Raw genomic sequence first — 246 nt, 5'->3', positions numbered from 1 at the left:
ATCTAGCGTTTCTAAGACACACGGTCCGAACGGACCATGCATATTTTTCTTGGTTTGATGTCTTGATGAATCTTCAGTTTTCAAAGAACAATCGAGGGACGAACCCTCAAAACTGAACGATGGGCATTTTCCTTAGAAAGGAGGTGATCCAGCCGCACCTTCCGATACGGCTACCTTGTTACGACTTCACCCCAATCATCTGTCCCACCTTCGGCGGCTGGCTCCTTGCGGTTACCTCACCGACTT

Annotated in this window: 1 rRNA gene; it reads right to left on the bottom strand. The window is 48.8% G+C overall.

The window, feature by feature from the left end:
* Positions 1–136 precede the first annotated feature (136 nt).
* Positions 137–246: ribosomal RNA gene (locus EVJ28_RS14045) — 16S ribosomal RNA — on the bottom strand; the annotation flags it as partial.

The sequence above is a fragment of the Exiguobacterium sp. SH3S3 genome (assembly GCF_004337115.1).
Taxonomy (GTDB): domain Bacteria; phylum Bacillota; class Bacilli; order Exiguobacteriales; family Exiguobacteriaceae; genus Exiguobacterium; species Exiguobacterium aurantiacum_A.
The sequence above is the reverse complement of the archived record's forward strand: the minus strand, read 5'-3'. Positions and strand labels throughout refer to the sequence as shown.